Source organism: Streptomyces sp. NPDC030799, assembly GCF_055572255.1.
Genome location: NZ_JBVIDS010000014.1, coordinates 109874 through 130712, shown reverse-complemented (window position 1 = coordinate 130712; position 20839 = coordinate 109874). Strand labels below are relative to the sequence as shown.

Annotated in this window: 17 protein-coding genes; 5 read left to right on the top strand and 12 right to left on the bottom strand. The window is 71.7% G+C overall.

The features are described from left to right. Positions 1-44 precede the first annotated feature (44 nt). Positions 45-716: a potassium channel family protein gene (locus ACZ41I_RS31470; RefSeq protein ID WP_363215085.1), complete on the bottom strand. Its 672-nt coding sequence runs from the start codon at positions 714-716 to the stop codon at positions 45-47. Next, on the bottom strand, positions 716-1387 hold the full coding sequence (locus tag ACZ41I_RS31465; RefSeq protein WP_363215086.1) for a potassium channel family protein: 672 nt from the start codon (positions 1385-1387) through the stop codon (positions 716-718). The genes ACZ41I_RS31470 and ACZ41I_RS31465 overlap by 1 nt, the downstream gene beginning before the upstream one ends. 299 nt (positions 1388-1686) lie before the next feature. Between ACZ41I_RS31465 and ACZ41I_RS31460 the strand changes: the two genes are divergently transcribed. Further along, complete coding sequence (locus ACZ41I_RS31460) at positions 1687-2751, top strand: LuxR family transcriptional regulator (protein WP_399772317.1); 1065 nt, start codon at positions 1687-1689, stop codon at positions 2749-2751. Here the strand turns inward: ACZ41I_RS31460 and ACZ41I_RS31455 are convergent. Genes ACZ41I_RS31455 through ACZ41I_RS31410 form a run of 10 tightly spaced genes read right to left on the bottom strand, consistent with a single transcriptional unit; the run spans position 2721 to position 13851 of the window. After that, positions 2721-3935 (bottom strand): MFS transporter, encoded by a 1215-nt coding sequence (locus tag ACZ41I_RS31455; RefSeq protein WP_363215088.1) that lies wholly within the window; start codon positions 3933-3935, stop codon positions 2721-2723. The two genes, ACZ41I_RS31460 and ACZ41I_RS31455, sit on opposite strands and share 31 nt — an antisense overlap. Next, positions 3932-4810, bottom strand: a complete 879-nt coding sequence (locus tag ACZ41I_RS31450) for an isocitrate lyase/phosphoenolpyruvate mutase family protein (protein ID WP_468515654.1) — start codon at positions 4808-4810, stop codon at positions 3932-3934. The genes ACZ41I_RS31455 and ACZ41I_RS31450 overlap by 4 nt, the downstream gene beginning before the upstream one ends. A gap of 43 nt (positions 4811-4853) precedes the next feature. Beyond that, a complete protein-coding gene (locus tag ACZ41I_RS31445) occupies positions 4854-6101 on the bottom strand; it encodes an ATP-grasp domain-containing protein (protein WP_468515653.1) in 1248 nt (415 codons plus the stop codon). Next, positions 6098-7402, bottom strand: a complete 1305-nt coding sequence (locus ACZ41I_RS31440; protein WP_468515652.1) for an ATP-grasp domain-containing protein — start codon at positions 7400-7402, stop codon at positions 6098-6100. Before ACZ41I_RS31440 ends, ACZ41I_RS31445 begins: the two co-directional genes overlap by 4 nt. Beyond that, positions 7392-8588 (bottom strand): aminotransferase class I/II-fold pyridoxal phosphate-dependent enzyme, encoded by a 1197-nt coding sequence (locus ACZ41I_RS31435; protein ID WP_363215092.1) that lies wholly within the window; start codon positions 8586-8588, stop codon positions 7392-7394. The genes ACZ41I_RS31440 and ACZ41I_RS31435 overlap by 11 nt, the downstream gene beginning before the upstream one ends. A gap of 56 nt (positions 8589-8644) precedes the next feature. Continuing rightward, a complete protein-coding gene (locus tag ACZ41I_RS31430) occupies positions 8645-9373 on the bottom strand; it encodes a sulfite exporter TauE/SafE family protein (protein WP_363215093.1) in 729 nt (242 codons plus the stop codon). Further along, positions 9370-10146, bottom strand: coding sequence for a fumarylacetoacetate hydrolase family protein (locus tag ACZ41I_RS31425; protein ID WP_363215094.1), 777 nt, complete (start codon positions 10144-10146; stop codon positions 9370-9372). The genes ACZ41I_RS31430 and ACZ41I_RS31425 overlap by 4 nt, the downstream gene beginning before the upstream one ends. Positions 10147-10149: 3 nt before the next feature. Next, positions 10150-13035 carry an FAD-binding and (Fe-S)-binding domain-containing protein gene (locus ACZ41I_RS31420; RefSeq protein ID WP_468515651.1) on the bottom strand — a complete coding sequence of 962 codons (2886 nt, stop codon included), beginning with the start codon at positions 13033-13035 and terminating at the stop codon, positions 10150-10152. After that, complete coding sequence (locus ACZ41I_RS31415) at positions 13028-13714, bottom strand: 2OG-Fe dioxygenase family protein (RefSeq protein WP_363215096.1); 687 nt, start codon at positions 13712-13714, stop codon at positions 13028-13030. Before ACZ41I_RS31415 ends, ACZ41I_RS31420 begins: the two co-directional genes overlap by 8 nt. A gap of 11 nt (positions 13715-13725) precedes the next feature. Next, complete coding sequence (locus ACZ41I_RS31410) at positions 13726-13851, bottom strand: hypothetical protein (protein WP_363215097.1); 126 nt, start codon at positions 13849-13851, stop codon at positions 13726-13728. 465 nt (positions 13852-14316) lie between these two features. On the opposite strand from ACZ41I_RS31410, the gene ACZ41I_RS31405 reads away from it, so the two are divergent. The 4 genes from ACZ41I_RS31405 (at position 14317) to ACZ41I_RS31390 (ending at position 20796) form a co-directional block, all read left to right on the top strand. Beyond that, entirely contained in the window at positions 14317-16368 is a 2052-nt protein-coding gene (locus tag ACZ41I_RS31405; RefSeq protein ID WP_363215098.1) for an APC family permease, read from the top strand. Between the two features lie 100 nt (positions 16369-16468). After that, entirely contained in the window at positions 16469-17797 is a 1329-nt protein-coding gene (locus tag ACZ41I_RS31400; protein ID WP_399772305.1) for a class I SAM-dependent RNA methyltransferase, read from the top strand. Positions 17798-18747: 950 nt separating this feature from the next. Further along, positions 18748-18951, top strand: a complete 204-nt coding sequence (locus ACZ41I_RS31395) for a cold-shock protein (protein ID WP_014145516.1) — start codon at positions 18748-18750, stop codon at positions 18949-18951. A gap of 348 nt (positions 18952-19299) precedes the next feature. After that, positions 19300-20796: a DEAD/DEAH box helicase gene (locus tag ACZ41I_RS31390; protein ID WP_468515650.1), complete on the top strand. Its 1497-nt coding sequence runs from the start codon at positions 19300-19302 to the stop codon at positions 20794-20796. Positions 20797-20839: the final 43 nt, after the last annotated feature.

Below are 20839 nucleotides of genomic sequence, written 5' to 3'. Positions count from 1 at the left end.
AGAAGGGCGCCCTCGGGGAGAGGGCGCCCTTCTCGATGTGGCGGTCAGGCCTCTTCCCGCCGCACCGACAACAGCTCCTCCAGCTGCTCCTCCCGGGCCTGGGCGGCCACGAACAGCAGCTCGTCGCCCGCCTCCAGGGAGTCCTCCTTGGACGGGGTCAGCACGCGGGTGCCGCGGATGATCGTGACCAGCGAGGTGTCCTCGGGCCACTCGACGTCACCGACCTGGGTGCCGGCCAGGGCCGACTCCTCGGGCAATGTCAGCTCGACGAGGTTGGCGTCGCCGTGGCTGAAGCGGAGCAGGCGGACCAGGTCGCCGACCGAGACCGCCTCCTCGACCAGGGCGGACATCAGGCGCGGGGTGGAGACGGCCACGTCCACGCCCCAGGCCTCGTTGAACAGCCACTCGTTCTTCGGATTGTTGACGCGGGCGACGACCCGCGGGACGCCGTACTCCGTCTTGGCGAGCAGCGAGACGACCAGGTTGACCTTGTCGTCGCCGGTCGCGGCGATGACGACGTTGCAGCGCTGCAGCGCCGCCTCGTCCAGGGACGTGATCTCGCAGGCGTCGGCCAGCAGCCACTCCGCCTGGGGCACCCGCTCCACCGAGATGGCGGTCGGGGCCTTGTCGACGAGCAGGACCTCGTGGCCGTTCTCCAGCAGCTCGCCCGCGATCGAGCGGCCGACGGCGCCGGCTCCGGCAATGGCGACCCTCATCAGTGACCGCCCTCCTCTTCCGGTCCCTGGGCGAACGCCGCCTCGATCTTCTCGACCTCGTCCGTCCGCATCATCACGTGCACGAGGTCGCCCTCCTGCAGCACCGTCTGCGAGGTCGGCAGGATCGCCTCCCCCAGACGGGTCAGGAACGCCACGCGGACGCCCGTCTCCTCCTGCAGCTTGCTGATCTTGTGACCGACCCACTTCGCGGAGGCGTGCACCTCGGCGAGCTGGACGCCCCCGGTGGGGTCGCGCCACAGCGGCTCGGCGCCCGAGGGCAGCAGGCGGCGCAGCATCTGGTCGGCGGTCCAGCGCACCGTGGCCACGGTGGGGATGCCCAGACGCTGGTAGACCTCGGCACGGCGCGGGTCGTAGATGCGCGCGGCCACGTTCTCCACGCCGAACATCTCGCGGGCCACGCGCGCGGAGATGATGTTGGAGTTGTCACCGCTGGAGACGGCGGCGAAGGCCCCGGCCTCCTCGATGCCCGCCTCGCGCAGCGTGTCCTGGTCGAAGCCGACCCCGGTGACCCGGCGGCCCCCGAAGCCCGGGCCCAGCCGGCGGAAGGCGGTGGGGTCCTGGTCGATCACGGCGACCGTGTGGCCCTGTTGCTCCAGGGTCTGGGCCAGAGCGGAGCCCACTCGTCCGCAGCCCATGATGACAATGTGCATCGCCTCACACCGCACTTTCGGCAGGCCGTCCGACCTGTCCCAACGTCGTTTTCATGTTCCTCTCTCGGCTCGCCACGCGCTACCTTGCGGGCCGTTCGCGGCCCGCAAGGCAACATCATGCCGGGGAATGCCGCCGTCATCCGCTCGTGGGTCGCGGTTTGCTGCCGCCGTCCGCGCTGCGGCCACCGTAGCGGCAGGAGACGCCCGTCACAGGCCTGTGAGGTGTGAACAGTGGTTGCGGTGGTTACATTTGAAGACAGCGAAGATCGTGGACAACGTTGCCGCAGCTCGGGGGAATCGTGACGGAACGGGGCGAGTTGAGGGTCGCGCGGGGCGGGGGCTTACTGGAGCCGGAGGACGTCGAGGTCTACGTCTCCCTGCTGCCCCGACTGCCCGGGCCGGCCGACGGAGCGCCGCCGGAAGCGGTGCGCAGGCTGGTCGCGATCGGGCTGCTGCACGAGAGCGGCGAGGCCGGTGAGGGCCGCCACCCCGTCACCTACGCCGCCGTGAACCCCGCCCGCGTCGGCGGCCTGCGGGCGAAGGGCGTCCTCGACGAGGCGCAGGAGATGATCGGGCGCCTGCTGCGCGACCAGGAGACACTGGCCCCGGCGGTGGACGCCTACCTGCGCCAGCGGGACTCGGGCGGGTACAAGGTGCACTCGGGGCTGCCCCACATCAACGCCGCCATCGAGATCGCCACCCGCGAGTGCCACGAGGAGATCCTCACCTCGCAACCGGGTGGACCGCGCTCCGCCGAGGTACTCGCCACCGCACTTCCCCCGACGCTCGACATGCTCAGGCGCGGCGCCCGGATGAAGACGATCTACCAGCACAACGCGCGCTCCGGCCCCGCCACCCAGGCGTACGTACGGGCCATCGAGGAGCACGGCGCGGAAGTGCGCACCCTGGACGAGAACTTCGACCGGCTGATCATCTTCGACCGCAAGGTGGCCTTCATTCCGGGCACCGAAGACCGCTCGGTGGCCGTCGAGGTGCGCATCCCGGCGGTCGTCTCCTTCCTCGCGGTGGTCTTCGAACGGTCCTGGCTCCGCGCCGTCCCCTTCACCCCGCCGGGCCGGGACCGGGCGACGGCGCGGATCACCGACGAGATGGAGCTGGCGATCCTGCGGCACGTGGTCGCCGGCGACAAGGACGCCGTGACCGCCCAGCAGCTCGGCATCAGCATCCGGCGCTGCCAGGCCTACATCGCCCGGCTCTCGGACCGGCTCGGCAGCCGCAGCCGGGCACAGCTCGGCTACCTGATCGCCAAGTCCGGCCTGCTGGAAGCGCATGTGCCGGACGAGCCCCCGGAGGACCCGGAGCACACCTCGGTTCACGCCGCCTCGCTGTCCACCGTCGGCTGATCCGCCCGCGCCCGGGCCGCGTACACCGCGTAGAGCACCACCACCCCGGTCCCGAGCACCAGGCACGCCGTCCACAATGTGTCCCCGCCGTAGGCCTGACGCACCGTCATGCCCAGCGGCGCGCCGAGCACCAGGCCGAGGTTCCACACGAACTGGTACGCGCCCTGGTAGGCGCCCGCCCGGCCCTCGGGCGCGTGCCGGACCAGGAACGCCGACGCCTGCGGCACCAGCAGGATCTCGCCCAGCGTCCACACGGTGAGTGCGGCGGCGTACGACCATGCGGCCCCGGCCACGGCGTTGGCGCCGAACCCGAGCGCCACCAGCAGTCCGGCGAGGACGAACTGGGCGTCCATGCCGATCCGTCCGGCCAGCCGGGACACGACGGGCTGCAGGACGATGATCAGCAGTCCGTTGAGGGAGACGACCAGGCCGTAGGCGTGCGGACTCAGCCCGTGCGCCGCCATCTCCAGCGGCAGTGTCGACTGCTTCTGCAGGTAGATCAGGGCCAGGCAGAAGGACAGGCACAGGAAGCGCGCGACCGGTCCGGAGCGGAAGGGGGACAGCAGGCCGTGTACGGCACCGCTGCCGCCCGGGGCGCCCGGCCCCCGCCCGGGCAGGCGCAGCGCCACCGCGCTGTAGCACAGGGCGGTCGTGATGTTGAGCACGATCAGCCAGCCGGCACCGCGTTCGAGCAGGACGCCGGAGACCGCGGGCGAGATCGCGGCGCCGATGTTGGAGGCCCAGTAGAGCAGTCCGAAGGCGCGCACATGGCCTGACTCGGGCAGGGCCCGGGCGACCACGACCGCACCGGCCGGCTTGTGCAGCGTGGACGCGCATCCGGACAGCAGCACGACCGCGGCCAGGAGGCCGGTGCGCCGGGTGCCGGCCAGGGCGAGGGAGGCGGCCAGCGAGACCGCCTGCGAGCACAGCACCGCCGCCCGGGGCCCGATCCGGTCGGCCAGCGCACCGCCCGCGAGGGACCCCGCCACGGACCCCGCACCCCACAGGCCGACCAGCACCCCGATGGTGCCGGCGGACAGCCCCGCCCCGGCGGCCAGGTACAGGGAGAGGAACGCCGGGACGAGGATGCCCAGCCGGTTCAGGAGCGTCCCGGCGAACAGCAGCCAGAACACGGGCGGGAGCGGCTGCCGTACGACGGCCGCTCCCGGGTGCGGTGCTCTCACGCCGACTCCAGCTCCTGCCAGTCGGCCAGCCGCTGCAGCGAGAAGATGTCCTTCACGGAGGCGATGCGGCCCTCCAGTTCGGTGGTCGCGCCCCGGTCGAGGATCGTGCCGTAGGTCTCACGCAGCGCCCGGATGGTGGCGCGCAGGCCCTGGTTTGCGTAGATCACCGTGGACACGCCGGCCTTGGCGGCGTCGTCGATGTGCCAGTCGGGGTAGGTGGTCGGGACGACCACCACCGGCGCGCGGTCCCGCCACTCGGCGAGGAAGGCGAGCACCTGCTCGTTGGTCGGCATCTTCGAGTGGACCAGCACGGCGTCGGCGCCCGCGTCCACATAGGCGTGGCAGCGCTCCAGGGCGACCTCGACGCCGAGGCCGTCGATCAGCGCCTCGGTACGGGCGATGACGAAGAAGTCCTCGGTGCGCTGGGCCTGCTTGGCGACGCGCAGCTTGGAGCAGAACGTCTCGGTGTCGAGGAGGGTGTGGGAGGTGGCGACGAAGCTGTTCATCTTCGGGAACTGCTTGTCCTCGATGGCGACCGCGGTGATCCCGGCCGCCTCGTACTCGCGGACCATGTGCGCCACGTTCAGGTTGTTGCCGTAGCCGGTGTCCACGTCGGCGACGACGGGGATGCCGATGGCCTTCTGGGTGTTCGCCGCGGCCTGGAGGTACTCGGTCATCGTCAGCACGCTGGCGTCCGGCAGGCAGCGTGCCGCGGACACCTCCAGGCTGGACGCCCAGACGGCGTCGAAGCCGGCGGACTCGGCGAGCCGGCCGCCCAGCGCGTCATGCGCGCCGGCGACCCGCACCGCGCCCCCGGCGGCACGGCGTGCGGCGAGGACCGAGCGGAAGGAGGGATGACGGGTGGATCCGAGCATGGCGGTGCTCCTTGGTGTGCGAGTGGTGGGGGTGAACAGGACTTCAGGCCCGCGCGGTGGTCACCGTCACGGCGTCCGCCGCCGCCCGCGCCCGCCGCAGCGCCTCCGGACCGGTCGGGGCGACGGCGACCACGTGCCCGTAGCGGGCGGTGTTGTTGGGCAGGGGCCGCACCCGGGCGCCGGGCCCGACGTAGACACCGACGTCGAGGACCCCGGGCAGCCGGGCCGCCTCGTCGGCGCCCGTGACCGCCGTGACCACGCCCTCGACCGCGGGGAGGAAGGCGATGGCAGCGGCCCGGTGGTGCCCGGGCGCGGGCAGTGGGTGCGCGTCCCCGGGAGTCAGGTACATCGTGACCAGCTCGGCGGGGATGTCCACGCCCGTGCCGAGCGCCACGAGTTGGGTGATCCGGTCGCCCGCGGGACGGCAGTTGATCTCGATGAGGCGCGGGCCGTCGGCGGCCAGCCGCAGTTCGACGTGGGCGGCGCCGAAGTCGAAACCGACGGCCCGCAGCGCGGCGGCGGCCACGTCCGCGCATGCCTCGTCGAGGCCGGAGCCGAGCGCGGCCGGCACGTGGTGGCCGGTCTCGCAGAAGTACGGCAGCTCGCCCAGCTCCTTGCGGGTGACGGCGAGGACGGACACCTCGCCGCCGCGCACCAGCGCCTCGACGCTGACCTCGGGTCCGTCGACGTACTCCTCGACGAGCGCCGCCGGGATCTTGCGCTGGCCGCGCTCGTTGTGGGTCTCCTTCAGCAGCAGCCGCACATGGTCGGCAGCCTCGTCCGCGTCGCGGCACAGGCGTACGCCGTTGCTGCCGCCGTCGTCGAGCGGCTTGACCACGCAGGGGTACGCGAGGTCCGCGCCGTGCACCTCCTCCGGCGTCCCGACACGGGCGAACCCCGGCACCGGCACGCCCGCGTCCGCGCACAGCCGGCGGGTCCGTGACTTGTCGCGGGCCGCGCGGACCCCCGCGGGGTCGGGACCGGGCAGCCCGAGCGCGCGCGAGGCCTCGGCGCCGCTGATCATGTGCCACTCGCCGACGGCCACGATCGCGTCCGCCGGGTGCGCCAGGCCCCGTACGGCGGCCACGACGGCGGCCGGATCGTTGGTCTCGCAGGTGACGACCTCGTCGACCAGACCGAGGTCCAGGCGTTCATGACCCGGAGCCAGGTACAGCGACAGATCCCGGGTGAGGAAGGTGACCCGGTGGCCGGCGCGGCGCGCGGCGGCGATGGCCTCGTACCCGCTGCCGGTGAGGTTGCTCTCCAGGAAGACGACGTGCCGGCCGCTCACAGCGCCGCCTCTGGAGCCGCCGCCGGTTCCAGCACGAAAAGGTCCTCGCTCAGGGCCGTCAGCCGGTCCAGGTCCGCCAGCAGCAGCTCGGGCGAGTCGGCGCGCAGCTCGATCCGCAGCGGGGAGGCGGCACCCTCGTGGCGGGGCCGGACCAGGTCGCCGGGGTGTTTGTACACATCGACCTGGGCGGTGGCGGGCAGGGCGCGGATCCGGTCCAGGCCGTGATAGGCGACCAGCGTCCCGGCTCGCTCCGGATACGGTGTGACGACCGCGGCGGCCCCGTCGCGCACCGGCTCCACGTCCGGTTCCACGCCGCGCAGCACGTCCCGGTAGCCAGCGATCAGATTGATGCCGTACGCCTCGCGCAGCAGCGGGGCACGGTTGGCACCGGGGCGGCCGGCCGCCTCGATCAGCCGGGGACCGTCGGGGCCGTGCACGAACTCGACATGGGCGAGACCGCGCCGGATGCCGAGGGCACGGACCGCGTCCGCGGCCAGGGCGCGCATCCGCTCGCGTTCGCCGGGCGTGAGGCGGGTGGCGGTGACACGGGCGAAGTGGTGGAAGTCGGTGCCGCCCAGGTCGGTACCGGTGACGACGTCCACGACCGGTGTCGTCCACACCTGTTCGCCGAGCACCAGGCACTCCACGGAGTGGTTGGTGCCGGTCAGGAACTCCTCGACCAGGATCTCCACCGGTGTGTCGCCGATGCGCTGTCCCGCACTGAACTCCGGGAGCGTGGCGGCCAGTTCGCGGTGGGCGGTGGCCAGCTCGGCGGCGTTCTCGCACCGCGAGACGAAATAACTGCCCCACAGGTTGCCGGGCTTGAGCACCACCGGATAGCCGGTGCCGGCGGCGAAGGCCAGCGCCTGCTCCTCGCTCGTCACCACGGCCGAGCGGGCGGAGGCGTGCTCCCCGATGTGCTCGGCGAACCTGCGCCGCATCACACTCTTGCTGCGCACCGCGGCCGCCGCCTCGCGGCTCATCGCGGCCAGCCCGAGCCGCGCGCACACCTCCGCCCACAGCGGCACCAGGGTCTCGTCGACGTTCAGCACCGAGTCGATCCGCCAGGTCCGGCCGATCTCCTCGATCCGGCGTACGACCGCGTCCGCGCCGTCGGCGAACCGCAGGTGCTCGACGACCTCGAACTCCTCGGGCTCCAGCGTGTGCACGCTGTCGGTGTCCCGCAGCACACCCAGTGCCACCCCTGCCTCCAGCAGGCCGGCGTAGAACTCGGGGCGCTGCACGGCGCCGAAGTACAGGACCAGCGGACGGCGGCCGGCCGCGGCGGGCTCACTCGACACCGGTCATCACCTCCCGCAGCGAGGCGAGGCCCGCGTCGATGCGGTCCTCGGCGATCGCGTACGACAACCGCACGAAGCCCTCGGTGCCGAAGGCCGTGCCCGGGGTCAGCGCGATGTGCGCCTGCTCCATGAGGACACCGGTGAGGGTGTCGGTGTCCGGGACGGGGACGCCGCCGAGCTTGCGGCCGATCACGTCACGGACGTCCAGGAAGTAGTAGAAGGCACCCTGGGGAGTGGTGGCGGGCCGGATGTGGTCGATGGTGGTGAGGGCTTCGCCGACCAGTGCATGCCGCCGGGCCAGCACCTCGCGGACGTGCTCCGTGAAACCGTCCAGTTCGCCCCGGGCCGCCGGCAGCAGCGCGTGCTGGACGACACTGGTGACGTTCGACGCGGTGTGGCTCTGCAGGTTCTTCAGCGTGTCGATCAGCGGACGCGGGCCGTGCACATGGCCCGCGCGCCAGCCGGTGACGGCGAAGCTCTTGGAGAACGAGCCGATGCCGACGGTGAGGTCGCGGGCCTGAGGCACCAGCGCCGCGGGGTGGGCGTGGGCCGCACCGGGCAGGACGAGTTCGCCGTAGCACTCGTCGAAGACGATCCACACGCGGTGGGCGACCGCCCAGGCGGCGATGCGGGCCAGCTGCTCGGGCGGGCAGACCGCGCCGGTCGGATTGTTCGGGGTGTTGAGGACCAGCAGGCGGGTGCGCGGCGTCCGCAGGGCCTCCAGCCGGTCCACGTCCGGCACGAACCCGGTGTCGGACGTCTCCACCGGCACGGGTTCACCGCCCGCAATGCGGATCTGCGCGGCGAAGGTGCCCCAGCCCGGGTTGGGGACCAGCGCCTGGTCGCCCGGGTCGAGCAGGGCCAGCGCGGCGAGGTGCAGACCGTGCTTGGCCCCGGTGGTCACGATCACCTCCTGCGCCGCGTACGGCACCCCGGACAGCCGGGTGATCCGCTCGGCCAGGGCCGTGCGCAGGGCGGGCAGCCCCGCGGTGTCGGTGTAGCGGTGGGTGTCCGCGTCCGTGGCCGCGTGCAGGGCGCGCAGGACGTCGGCGGGCGGGGCGAAGTCCAGCTCTCCCGCAGCGAAGTTGACGATGTCGACGCCCTGGGCCCGGAGGGCTTCGGCCTTGTTGCGGGTGCCGGAGGTCTTGGATCCGGATACGGAGTGCGCGCGTGCGGCGAGGCGCATGCGAGGGCTCCCATCTGTCGTTCTGGAAGAGACGGGGGGAAGGGGTGGCAGGGTGGTCAGCCCGAGAGCACGCCGGCGATCACCGACACCGAACTGACGACGAGCAGCCCCAGGACGGCCTGCCGGAAGCGTTCGGAGTCGAAGCGGGCGAAGATGCGCTCGCCGACGACGATGCCGATGAGCAGCGCCGGCACCCCGGCGAGCAGCGCCCACCCGACCTGAGCGGTGAGACGCCCGCTGAGCGCGTAACCGCTCAGCGACGCCAGGCTCGTACCGGAGAACACCACGCCCAGCGTGGCGCGCTGCACCCGCGGTGGCAGCCGCAGGCTCTGCATGGCGGCCACCATCGGCGGGCCGTCGATGCCGGTGGAGGCGAAGGAGGCGCCGGAGAACGCGCTGATCCAGGCGACCGCGGCCAGCCCGCCGCGCACGGTGACCCGGCGCCACACCATCAGCGTGCACAGCAGCACCACGACCGCGATGACCAGCGACAGTGCCCGTCCGGGCAGCACGTGCAGCAGCCACACCCCGAACGGCACGCCCAGCAGGCCCGCGCCCAGCGCCACGGCGGTGATCCGCCGGTCCACGTGCCGCCAGTCCTTCACGGCGATCCACAGGCTGAGCGGCGCCGCCATGATCGCGGCGACGACGACGGCCGTCACCGGGTCGAGCAGCAGCGTCAGCGGGGGTACGGCGACCAGCGAGAAGCCGAACCCCGCGGTGGTGCGGATGACGGAGGCCAGGGTGAGGACGAGGAAGACCCCGGCGACGACGGCTGCGGTCATGAGGCCCGCACCACCGTGTTGGTCAGCTCGCCCAGGCCCTCGACGGCGACGGTGACCGTGTCACCGGGGAACATCCGCGAGACGCCCGCCGGAGTGCCGGTGAGGATCACGTCGCCGGGCAGCAGCGTCATCGCCGAACTGATGTGCGCGATCAGCTCGTCGACGGGGCGGACCATCTGCTGGGTGCCGCCCTCCTGCCGCAGCTCGCCGTTGACGGTGGCGGTGACCCGCAGCGCGGCCGGGTCCAGGTCGGTCTCCACCCAGGGGCCGAGCGGGCAGAAGGTGTCCGAACCCTTGGCCCGCCACCACTGGCCGTCGGGTTTTTGCAGGTCGCGAGCGGTGACGTCGTTGGCGCAGGTGTAGCCGAGCAGTACGCCCGGTACGTCCTCGGGTGCCAGGTCGCGGCACTGGACGCCGACGACCGCCGCCAGCTCCGCCTCGTGGTGGAGCTCGTCGGTGTACTCCGGAAAGACGATGTCCGCTCCGGGACCGACCACGCTGGTGGACGGCTTGAGGAAGATCAGCGGCCGCTCCGGCACCTGGTTGCCCAGCTCCGCGGCGTGGGCGGCGAAGTTGCGGCCGACCGCGATCACCTTCGAGGGCTCCACCGGGGCGAGCAGCGTCACCTCGTCCAAGGGGCGGGGCGGGCGGTCCCCGGCCGGAGCGCGGGTGCCGTACGGGTCCCCGGCCAACGGCGTGATCAGCCCGTCGGCGCCGAGGAGGCCGTACACCCCCTCGGTCCCCGCCGCTTCCCGGTACCTCACGATGCGCATACGTCATCCGTTCTTTCGCTGTGCTGGTACATCACCCGAACCGCCGCCGCTGCCCAGCGCCCTGCGCAGCAGTGCCGCGAGGTGGGTGGCCGTGCGCTCGGTGCCCTGGGAGATCTGCGTACGGCAGGAGAAGCCGTCGGCGACGATCGCCGTGCTCTCGTCCGCCGCGCGCACCTTCGGGTACAGCTCACGCTCCGCCGAGGACTGGGAGACCTCCCAGTGCCCGGGCTCGTAGCCGAAGTTGCCGGCGAGCCCGCAGCACCCCGCGGTGACCACGTCGGTGTCCACGCCGAGCCGCTTCAGGACCTCCAGCTCGGCCCGGTGGCCGGGACCCGCCTCCTGGTGGCAGTGCGGCTGGAGTACGGCGTCGGTGTCGAGGGGGCCGAAGGGCCAGGGGCCCTCGTGCCCGGCGACGAGTTCGGCCAGCGTGGTCGTCTGCGCCGCGAGCAGGCGCGCGGCCGGCGATTCGGGGAGCAGCTCGACGGACTCCTCACGCAGAGCCTGCGTGCAGGACGGTTCCACGCCGACGACCGTGTGCCCGGCCGCGAGGTGCTTCTCCAGGGATTTCAGGGAACGCGCGAGGACCGTGCGGGCCACTCCCAGCTGCCCCGTGGAGTACCAGGTCAGGCCGCAGCAGACCGGGCCGTCCGGCAGGACGACGCGGTACCCGAGCGCCTCCAGCACCTCGACGGTGTCCTGTGCGCCGGACGGGTCGAGGAAGTTGGAGAAGGTGTCCGGCCACAGCACGACGGTCCGCCGTCCCGCTGCGGGCGCCGCCCGCCGGGCCGCGAACCACTGCCGGAAGGTGCGCGGAGCGACCCCCAGCAGGCCTCGCCGGGTCTCCAGACCGGCCAGCCGCGACAGCCTCCGGGCGATCCCCGGCCGTCGGGCCAGCGCGTTGACCGCGCCCGGCGCCAGGGAGCCGAGCCGGCCGAGCAGGGGCAGCCAGCCGAGCACGTAGTGCGCCCGGGGACGCAACCGCCCCTTGTAGTGCTGGTGCAGGAACTCCGCCTTGTACGCGGCCATGTCGACGTTGACCGGGCACTCGCTCTTGCACGCCTTGCAGGACAGGCACAGGTCGAGCGCCTCGCGGACCTCCTCGGACCGCCAGGCGTCCGGCAGCGTCTCGCCGCGCAGCATCTCGCCGAGCACCCGGGTCCGGCCGCGCGTGGAGTGCACCTCGTCCCCGGTGGCCTGGAACGACGGGCACATGGCGCCGGTGGCGTTGCGGCAGCTGCCGACGCCGATGCAGCGGCGTACCGCACCCGCCATCGAGCCCTTGTCGGCGGACAGGGTGAGCAGCGGCAGCGCGTGCCGGTCGTGCCCGGGGCCGGGCCGCACATCGGCGTCCAGGGGGGCCGGGTCGACCAGGATGCCCGGGTTGAGCAGCCCCTCGGGGTCCCAGATCTCCTTGAACTGCCGGAAGGCGCCGAGGAGTTCGGGCGAATACGTACGGGTCAGCAGCTCGGAGCGGGCCCGCCCGTCGCCGTGCTCGCCGGAGGCACAGCCGCCGTGCGAGACGGCGATGTCGGCGGCGGTCTCGATGAAGGCGCGGTAGTCGGCGATGCCCGCCTCGCTGGTGAGGTCCCAGTCGACGCGCAGGTGCAGACAGCCCTCGCCGAAGTGGCCGGTGATGGTGCCCTGCCGCTGCCGCTCGGCCATCAGGGCGTGCAGGTCCTTCAGGTAACCGGCGAGGTTCTCGGCGGGTACCGCGGAGTCCTCCCAGCCCGGCCAGGCCTCCCGGCCGTCGGCCATGCGGGTGGCGATGCCGGCGCCGTTGCGCCGGATGCTCCACAGGGCGTCGGTACGGCCGGCGTCCGTGAAGACCTCCCAGCGGGCCCCGCTCTCCTTCCCGATCCGCCGGGCCCGCTCCTCGGCGTCCGCCGGGTCGGTGCCCTCGATCTCGCAGTACAGCCAGGCCCCGCCGGGCGGCAGCAGGTCGACGCCCGCCGCCTGCCCGGGCCGCGCGCGCAGCGCGTCCACCAGGGCGGCGTCCATGCCCTCGACGGTGAGGGCGCCGGCCCGCGCCAGGCCGGGGGCCGCGGTGGCGGCGTCGTAGACGTCCGGGAAGCCGAGGACCAGCAGGACCCGGGCGGCGGGCAGCGGTACCAGGTTGATCGTCGCGCCCAGGACCAGGCCGCAGGTGCCTTCGGAGCCCACCAGCGAGCGCGCCACGTGGAAGCCGTGCTCCGGCAGCAGCCGGCCCAGTCCGTAGCCGGAGACCTGGCGGCTGAAGCGGCCCAGCTCGGTGCGGATGCCGGCCAGGTGCGCGTCCCGCAGACCCCGGAGCCGTTCGTCGAGGTCCCGGTCGCCGGTGGTGCCGGGGCCCACGCTGAGCAGCCGTCCGTCGGCGCGCAGCAGCTCGATGCGCTCGGTGATGTCGGCGGTGGTGCCCCAGGCCACGGAGTGCGGCCCGCAGGCATGGTTGCCGATCATGCCGCCGATGGTGCAGCGCGAGTAGGTGGACGGGTCGGGGCCGACGGTCAGCCCGTGCTCGGCGGCGCGCGCCCGGACGGTGCCCAGGACCGCGCCGGGCTGCACGGTGGCCGTACCGGCATCCGGGTCGATGGCGAGGACCTTGTTCATGTGCCGGGAGAAGTCCAGCACCAGGCCGGCGCCGATGGCGTTGCCGGCGATGGAGGTGCCGCCGCCGCGAGCGGTGACGCCGACCCCGTGCGCCGCGGCGACCGCCACGGCGGTGGCGGCCTCCTCGGCGTCCCGGGGTTCGACGACGGCACGCGGTACGACACGGTAGATCGATGCGTCGGAGGTGTAGGCGGACCGGGTCAGTGCATCGGTGCGGGCGGTGGGCAGCCGCTCGGACAGCTCGCGCAGGAAGCCGTCCGGGACGGTGACGCCGCCCGGCACCGCGGAGGCGCCGTCACCCATCGGCGCGCGGGAAGAAGTCGACGAGCAGCATGTCGCGGACACCGGTGCGGTGGCCGTCGGCGGGCTCGATGGCGTCGACGCCGTGGAAGACCCGCCGGTCGTCGATGATGATCGTCTCGAACGGTTCGGTGAGCGTGGTGCGCAGCAGCGGCCGCATCTCGCGGTCGTAGATCTGCGAGGCACCGCCCTGGACGCCGACGCGGCCCATGAAGACCTGGGCGACGAAGTGGTGGCCGTCCTCGTGGACGCCCTCGGGGGCGGGCAGGCCGTTCGTGCCGCGGGTGGCGGTGATGCGTATCTGGTGGACGCCGACGCCGCCGCGCCTCCGGTCGAACTCACCGGGCAGCCGGTCGGCGAGCGCGGCCACCAGGGTGCGCAGGACCTTGGAGGCCTTCACCTCTTCGGCGAGCGGCGGGAAGAGCCGGTCGACGCCGCCGTGCAGGGCGTTGACCTCGACGGACTGGTGGAAGACGCCGTGCGCGTCGGGCTCCATGCGGTCCACGCCGCGGAAGGAGCCGTAGCGGCGGCGCCGGTAGTCGGCACCGTCCTTCATGTACGCGTCGACGGGCAGGTCCTCCCAGCTCTCCCGGAAGGACTTCAGCTCCTCGTCGGAGTGTGCGGCCAGCGCCCGCAGCGTGTCGGCGGCCGGCACATGCAGGTAGGGCGGGACGTTGGTCATGGTTCTCCTCCTCAGGCGGTGGCCGGCGCGGCGGGGCGGGAGACGTCCCAGCCGATGTCGGTGGCCAGCACCGTGGGGAGGAGGGCGGCGCCGATGAGCACGGCGGGTATCGCAGGTATGAGCAGACGGCGAATCACGGTCGTACAGCCTCTCTGGGCGCGGGTGGGGCAGAGCTGGTCATCGCTCCGTGCGCTGTTGTTCACAGCGGGTTCGCGTGGCTTTCGCCAGCCTTTCCCAGCCGCTCGGACCGTTCAAGATCGAAAAGGGTGCCTGAACCCGCAGTGCGGAAACACGACGGGTTCGAGGAGGCGGGTTCGCCGTCGGGCGTTCCGGCTCAGCGGCGGCTGATGCTCAGGACGCTGAAGAGGGTGAGGATTCCGAGGCCGACGAGGGCGCAGGCGGCGCCGATCAGCTCTGCGGGCGCGGGCATGGGACCTCCGTACGACGGCAAGGACGGGATTTGTCATATGGACATGGAGATCTAGACACAAGATCGTCGGGGCTGCGGAATCCGTAGCCCTGACCGGCGCCGATTTCACCCGTCAGGCAGATGTGCGACCGCAAGTGGAAGCACCCGGTTCGAAGCCGTACGATCCTCTGTCGTGTCCAAACTGACCGACGTGCCCAAACGGATCCTGATCGGGCGCGCACTGCGCAGTGACCGGCTGGGCGAAACGCTGCTGCCGAAGCGCATCGCACTCCCCGTCTTCGCCTCCGACCCGCTGTCCTCTGTCGCCTACGCGCCGGGGGAGGTCCTGCTGGTCCTGTCCATCGCGGGCGTGTCGGCGTACCACTTCAGCCCCTGGATCGCCGTCGCGGTCGTCGTGCTGATGTTCACGGTCGTCGCCTCCTACCGCCAGAACGTGCACGCCTACCCGAGCGGCGGCGGCGACTACGAGGTCGCCACCACCAACCTCGGCCCCAAGGCGGGCCTGACGGTGGCCAGCGCCCTGCTCGTCGACTACGTCCTCACCGTCGCCGTCTCGATCGCCTCCGGCATCGAGAACCTCGGCTCCGCGATCCCCTTCGTGGTCCAGCACAAGGTGCTGTGCGCGGTCGCCGTGATCGTCCTGCTGACGCTGATGAACCTGCGCGGCGTGAAGGAGTCCGGCAAGCTCTTCGCGATCCCGACGTATGTGTTCGTCGGCGGCGTCTTCATCATGATCGCATGGGGCGCCGTCCGCGGTCTGCTCCTCGGCGACACCATGCGCGCACCCACCGCCGACTTCCACATCCAGGCCGAACACCAGGGCCTCGCGGGCTTCGCGCTGGTCTTCCTGCTGTTGCGCGCCTTCTCCTCCGGCTGTGCCGCGCTCACCGGCGTGGAGGCCATCTCCAACGGCGTCCCGGCCTTCCGCAAGCCCAAGTCGAAGAACGCGGCGACCACGCTGGCGCTGATGGGCGGGCTCGCCGTCACCATGTTCTGCGGCATCATCGCCCTCGCCATGTCGACCAAGGTCCGTATGGCCGAGAACCCGGCCACCGACCTGCTCCGGGACGGCCACCCGCTCGGCTCCGGCTACGTCCAGAACCCGGTGATCTCCCAGGTCGCCGAGGCGGTCTTCGGCAAGGGCAGCTTCCTGTTCGTCGTCCTCGCGGCGGCCACCGCCCTCGTGCTGTTCCTGGCGGCGAACACGGCCTACAACGGCTTCCCGCTGCTCGGCTCGATCCTCGCCCAGGACCGCTACCTCCCGCGCCAGCTGCACACCCGTGGCGACCGCCTCGCCTTCTCCAACGGCATCGTGCTGCTCGCGGGTGCCGCGACCCTGCTGACCGTCATCTACGGCGCCGACTCCACCCGGCTGATCCAGCTGTACATCGTCGGCGTGTTCGTGTCCTTCACGCTCAGCCAGACCGGCATGGTCCGGCACTGGAACCGCCACCTGGCGGTCGAGAAGGACCCGGCCAAGCGCCGCCACATGGTGCGCTCCCGCGCGATCAACGCGTTCGGCGCCTTCTTCACCGGCCTGGTGCTGGTCGTCGTCCTGGTCACGAAGTTCACGCACGGCGCCTGGGTGGCGCTCCTGGGCATGTGCATCTTCTACGCGACGATGACCGCGATCCGTAAGCACTACGACGGTGTCGCCGAGGAGCTCACGGCACCCGAGGAGCCGGACGACGACCTGATCCGCCCGTCCCGGGTGCACTCGGTCGTGCTGATCTCCAAGATCCACCGCCCCACCCTGCGCGCCCTGGCCTACGCCAAGCTGATGCGCTCGGACACCCTGGAGGCGCTGACGGTCAACGTCGACCCGGCCGAGACCAGGGCGCTGCGCGAGGAGTGGGAGCGGCGCGGCATCGACGTACCGCTGAAGGTCCTGGACTCGCCGTACCGCGAGGTCACCCGGCCGGTCATCGAGTACGTCAAGAGCCTGCGCAAGGAGTCCCCGCGCGACGCGGTCTCCGTGATCATCCCCGAGTACGTGGTCGGCCACTGGTACGAGCACCTGCTGCACAACCAGAGCGCCCTGCGCCTGAAGGGCCGCCTGCTCTTCACGCCCGGCGTGATGGTCACCTCCGTGCCCTATCAGCTGGCGTCCTCCGAGGCGGCCAAGATGCGGGCCCGCAAGCGGCAGGAGTGGAGCGCACCGGGTGCCGTACGACGGGGTCCGGCGGCGGAGCGGCCCAAGGAGCCGTCGTCGGCCAAGGACTGATCCCGGGGTTCGGCCCGTGGTGAACGGCCGGACGACAGCCACGTAAACTGGTGGGCTGTTGTCCGGCCGTTTCCCGTTCCCGATCTGGAGTCACCCCGCCATGCAGACAGAACCGAAGAAGTCGCTGGCCGGGGAGGAGTACGAGGTCGAGATCGGCCCCGTCGCCCATGGCGGCCACTGCATCGCCCGTACCGCCGAGGGCCAGGTGCTCTTCGTCCGGCACGCGCTGCCGGGCGAGCGGGTGGTGGCCCGGGTGACCGAGGGCGAGGAGGGAGCCCGGTTCCTCCGTGCGGACGCGGTGGAGATTCTGGAGGCGTCCAAGGACCGCATCGAGGCCCCCTGCCCGTTCGCCGGCCCCGGCCGCTGCGGCGGCTGCGACTGGCAGCACGCCAAGCCCGGCGCCCAGCGCCGCCTCAAGGGCGAGGTGATCGCCGAACAGCTCAAGCGGCTCGCCGGTCTCACGCCCGAGGAGGCCGGCTGGGACGGCACGGTGATGCCGGCCGAGGGCGACAAGCTGCCCGCGGGTCAGGTCCCGCAGTGGCGCACGCGTGTCCAGTACGCCGTCGACGCCGAGGGCCACGCGGGCCTGCGCCGCCACCGCTCGCACGAGATCGAGCGCATCGACCACTGCATGATCGCGGCGGAGGGCGTCAGCGAGCTGGGCATCGAGCGGCGGGACTGGACCGGCATGGAGTCGGTCGAGGCGATCGCGGCGACGGGCTCGCAGGACCGCCAGGTGATCCTGACCCCGCGCCCGGGCGCCCGCCTGCCCCTGGTCGAACTGGACAAGCCGGTCTCCGTCCTCCGCGTCGACGAGAAGACCGGCGGCGTCCACCGCGTCCACGGCCGCCCCTTCGTCCGCGAACGCGCGGACGGCCGCACCCACCGCGTCGCGGGCGGCGGCTTCTGGCAGGTCCACCCGAAGGCGGCCGACACCCTGGTGACGGCGGTGATGCAGGGCCTGCTGCCCCGCAAGGGCGAGACGGCGCTCGACCTCTACTGCGGGGTGGGGCTGTTCGCGGGGGCGTTGGCCGACCGGCTCGGCGAGAAGGGCGCGGTCCTCGGCATCGAGTCCGGCAAGCGGGCGGTGGAGGACGCGCGGCACAACCTCGCCGACTTCCCGCGGGTCCGCATCGAGCAGGGCAAGGTCGAGTCGGTCCTGCCACGCACGGGCATCACCGAGGTCGACCTGATCGTCCTGGACCCCCCGAGGGCCGGCGCCGGCCGCACGACGGTCGCCCACCTCGCCTCCCTGGGCGCCCGCCGCATCGCCTACGTCGCCTGCGATCCCGCTGCGCTGGCCCGCGACCTGGCGTACTTCCGCGAGGGCGGCTACCGGGTGCGGACGCTTCGGGCGTTCGATCTGTTTCCGATGACGCATCACGTGGAGTGCGTGGCGATTCTGGAGCCTGCCGCGAAGGGGCTCTGACCTGCTGATTTCCTGACTCCCAGGATCCGGGCCGGCCGCGTCGACATGTTTTGGCGGGCGCATGACGTGGACCGGGTCGCGTGCCGGACGTACGCCCCTGACCTGCGGCTTTGATCAGTGACGGGGAAGGCGGGCGCGTGGTGCTCCCGGTCTTCGCAGGGTCCGGGACAGGCAGTTCTGACGCTCATGTGACGCTCGCCCTGATGATGCGTGAGGTGGTGAGGGAAGGGCCGGACTGGTGCGGTTCGTGGGTCGAATCGGGCGGCGACCGGCCCAGGGCCGGCCACGCTGATGACAGACTCCCGGCCTCCGAGTGCTGCATCGCCGCGGCGGTGCTCTCCGATCAGAGCGCTGACGAGGCCCTTTTCACCGCTGGCCGCGCTGCCCAGGCGTACTGACGGAACCTGCGAGATGGCGATGGCTGGGGCGCTGTGCCACGACGGCCACGAAAGCGGTAGCGAGCATCCCGGCCAGGCCGCGATCACTTTCCGCGTCGCGAGGAGAGCTGCCACCGCACCAGGTGGCTGCTGCTTCCCCGAGCTGAGTCTGGTCCTTGATGGTCTTCGATCTGGCCGCTCCCGTGCGTGCCCGCACCAATCCTTTTGGCAGCAGCCGTTACGCCGGGCGCGCCCCCAATGCTCCCTGAAACGTTACGCTCCGGCTGGGTCAATATCTGTGCCCGCGAGCTGAGATTTCAACGGAACAGGCAGACAGATTCTCCACCGCTTTGAGTGAAGTGGGATTCTTCGCCCCGCACAGGCCGCTGCAGCGTGCTACTGTCGTTCTCAGTTGCAGTTGTGGTTCCCAAAACTCCAAGTGTCCTCCCGGCGGCGCCTGTGCCGTTGGAAGCGCTTTTGTTATCCGGTCTTTTTCCGGACGGGCTGATCATCGCGGCGACACGGGGTCCGCGCAGTGCGGATCCCGATGCACTGCCCCAAAGGAGAAATGACATGGCTGCTGGTACCGTGAAGTGGTTCAACGCGGAAAAGGGCTTCGGCTTCATCGAGCAGGACGGTGGCGGCGCTGATGTGTTCGCCCACTACTCGAACATCGCCGCCCAGGGCTTCCGCGAGCTGCTGGAGGGCCAGAAGGTGACCTTCGACATCGCTCAGGGCCAGAAGGGCCCGACGGCCGAGAACATCGTTCTCGCCTGACGCCGACTGTCGCGTACTTGTAGCTGGGGCCCGCGTCCTTCGGGGTGCGGGCCCCAGCTGCTCGCATTTTCCCGCAGTGGTCTGGCCTGCGGACGACAAACAGGAAACCCGTAGGCTCACCGCATACGGAGCATCCTTCAGGGGTGCACCATCCCTTCGTGGACTTCATAGCAGCGGACGCCCGGACATTGCGTCCGCTTCGCGCCACTCATTCCAGCGCCTGTGCCCGCACGGATTTTCCGTCGGTCAGATTTGCTCTCGCATTCCACCGGTCCATTCTCGCAATTCTCTCTGCTGCTCATTGCTTCGGGAATTCCTTGATATGTGCCGTATCGAGGAAGGTTCCGCATGAACCGCACACGCACGAACGACCGCTTCGCCCGCACCCGTAACGGCAGTGCCGACTCCGGCAGGGGTGGCAGCCGATTCGGCTCGTCGGCCAGGAGCCGCTCCGGCGGGCCGAGCCGCTCCGGTGGTTACGGCCGCGGGCCCGCCGCGGTCCAGGGGGAGTTCGCGCTGCCCAGGACGATCACCCCCGCGCTTCCCGCCGCAGAGGGCTTCGCCGATCTCGACATGCCCGGGGCACTGCTGGCTGCGCTCCGCTCACAAGGCGTGACCGTGCCCTTCCCGATCCAGGCCGCGACCCTGCCGAATTCCCTCGCCGGCCGGGACGTACTGGGCCGTGGCCGCACCGGCTCCGGCAAGACCCTCGCTTTCGGGCTGGCGCTGCTGGCCCGTACGGCCGGGCAGCGCGCCGAGGCCAGGCAGCCGCTGGGGCTGATCCTCGTACCCACGCGTGAACTGGCGCAGCAGGTCACCGACGCGCTCGCCCCGTACGCCCGCTCCGTGAGGCTGCGGCTGGCCACGGTGGTGGGCGGAATGCCGATCGGCAGGCAGACGAGCGCGCTGCGCGGTGGCGCCGAGGTCGTCGTCGCCACGCCGGGACGCCTCAAAGACCTCATCGATCGTGGCGAGTGCCGGCTGAACCAGGTTTCCATCACCGTCCTCGACGAGGCCGACCAGATGGCCGACATGGGCTTCATGCCGCAGGTCACCGCCCTCCTCGACCAGGTCCGCCCCGAAGGGCAGCGCATGCTGTTCTCCGCCACTCTCGACCGCAACGTCGACCTGCTCGTGCGCCGCTACCTCAGCGACCCCGTCGTGCACTCCGTCGACCCCTCGGCCGGCGCGGTCACGACGATGGAGCACCACGTGCTCCACGTTCACGGCGCCGACAAGCACACGGCCACCACCCAGATTGCCGCACGCGACGGCCGCGTGATCATGTTCCTCGACACCAAGCACGCCGTCGACGGCCTCACCGAGCACCTCCTGAACAGCGGGGTACGGGCCGCCGCCCTGCACGGCGGGAAGTCGCAGCCGCACCGCACCCGCACGCTGGCACAGTTCAAGAGCGGGCACGTCAACGTACTGGTAGCGACCAATGTTGCGGCGCGCGGCATCCACGTCGACAACCTCGACCTCGTCGTCAACGTCGACCCGCCGACCGACCACAAGGACTACCTCCACCGCGGCGGCCGTACCGCTCGCGCAGGAGAGTCCGGCAGTGTCGTCACCCTGGTCACCCCCAACCAGCGCCGCGCCCTGACTCGCCTCATGGCAGCGGCCGGCATCGTCCCGCAGACCACCCGGGTCCGCGCCGGTGAGGAGGCCCTGCACCGCATCACCGGCGCCCAGGCACCCTCCGGCATCCCGGTCGTCATCACCGCACCGGTGGTCGAACGCCCCAAGAAGCGCGGCGCCACCTCACGCGGGCGACGCCGCCCCGTCTCGGCGGCCCGCCGTGCGCCCGTACGGCAGTCCACCGCGGGTGCGGCTGCATAGAACCTTCGTGATCAGGAAGCCGGCAAACTCCACAGGAGGCACC